Below are 1,604 nucleotides of genomic sequence, written 5' to 3' on the forward strand. Positions count from 1 at the left end.
CGGCGATGCTGTCATCCGGCACAAAGCCGCCGGGCTGGGTCCGCAGCAGGTGCATGGGTCAGGCGCCCAAGGCCTGGCGCAGGCGCGCTTCCAGCTGGGCCGCATCAAGGTCCTGGCCGATCAGCACCAGGCGGGTGATGCGCGGCTCGTCGGCACGCCAGGCACGATCGAAGTGCTTGTCGAAACGGGTACCCACGCCTTGCACCAGCAGGCGCATCGGCTTGCCCGGGATGGCAGCGAAGCCTTTGGCACGCAGGATGCCGAACTCCACCACCAGCTGGCTCAGGGCATCGAGCAGCAGGCTTTCGTCGGCTTCCGGCAGGTCGATGGAGATGGAGTCGAAGGCGTCGTGGTCATGATCGTCATGGTCGTCGCCGTCGTGGTGCGAGTCGTGGTGGGTACGGCGGCCATCGATGTGCGCCTCGGACTCGGCGCCCACGCCCAGCAGCACTTCCAGTGGCAGCTTGCCGCTGCTGGCTTCGACCACTTTCACCGCCGGCGGCAGTTCTTCGGCGACTTCGGCACGCACCTTGGCCAGGCCTTCGGCGTCGATCAAGTCAGCCTTGTTCAATACCACCAGGTCAGCGCTGGCGAGCTGGTCGGCGAACAGCTCGTGCAGGGGCGACTCGTGGTCCAGGTTGGGGTCCAGCTTGCGCTGCGCATCGACCTGGTCCGGGTAGGCGGCAAAGGTGCCGGCAGCCACCGCCGGGCTGTCGACCACGGTGATCACGGCGTCGACGGTGCAGGCGTTGCGGATCTCCGGCCACTGGAAGGCCTGCACCAACGGTTTGGGCAGGGCCAGGCCGCTGGTCTCGATCAGGATGTGGTCCAGGTCGCCACGGCGTGCCACCAGCTCGCGCATCACCGGGAAGAATTCTTCCTGCACGGTGCAGCACAAGCAGCCGTTGGCCAGCTCGTAAACACGGCCGGTGGCCTCTTCTTCAGTACAACCGATGCTGCATTGCTTGAGGATTTCGCCATCGATGCCCAGTTCGCCGAACTCGTTGACGATGACCGCGATGCGGCGGCCCTGGGCGTTGTCGAGCATGTGGCGCAGCAACGTGGTCTTGCCCGAGCCGAGAAAGCCGGTAACGATGGTAACGGGGAGCTTGGCCAGTGTTTTCATGTCGCAGTGCCCTTGGCAGTATGGCGCGGGCATGCAGGACGACAGCCACCGGCCAGGCCGGCCGGGCTTGTTCGCCACCGGATCACCCCGCCCGGTTGAAAGTCGAAAACGTGACGAGGCAGGTCTCCTGGCTTGCACCGTTCCAGTTGCCTGCCGCGGCAGCAGTCTGGCGGGATGACGCCTTCCCGCGCGTTGGCGCAGTGGCTGTGTCGATCCGTTGTCGGTGCTTACAGTTGCGGGGGCAGCCGCGGCTTGTACCGCGTTCCCGTCTTAGCTTCGGCCTGGCCGAAGAACCTCGAAGTGGCAAGGCTACGCAGTGGTTGGCGGGTGGTCAACCGTTGGCTCGCCTCGATTCTTTTAGCGCCTGTGAGATCGAGCGCCGCCCGCGCGGCGCAATCGCGAGCTGCGCTCGCTCCTACGTTTGTTTCGGGCCAGTAACGCCTGTGACAGGCGCGCGCGGCCGCCTTGTTTGTACGGC

The 1,604-nt window shown here is 65.8% G+C and carries 1 protein-coding gene and 1 riboswitch; the gene reads right to left on the reverse strand.

The genetic code is table 11. The features are described 5' to 3' along the window. Positions 1-58: 58 nt before the first annotated feature. Entirely contained in the window at positions 59-1,126 is a 1,068-nt protein-coding gene (gene cobW, locus G1E_RS06990) for a cobalamin biosynthesis protein CobW (RefSeq protein WP_009686698.1), read from the reverse strand. Between the two features lie 99 nt (positions 1,127-1,225). Further along, positions 1,226-1,439, reverse strand: a riboswitch (cobalamin riboswitch). Positions 1,440-1,604: the final 165 nt, after the last annotated feature.

Source organism: Pseudomonas sp. TJI-51, assembly GCF_000190455.2.
GTDB lineage: Bacteria > Pseudomonadota > Gammaproteobacteria > Pseudomonadales > Pseudomonadaceae > Aquipseudomonas > Aquipseudomonas juntendi.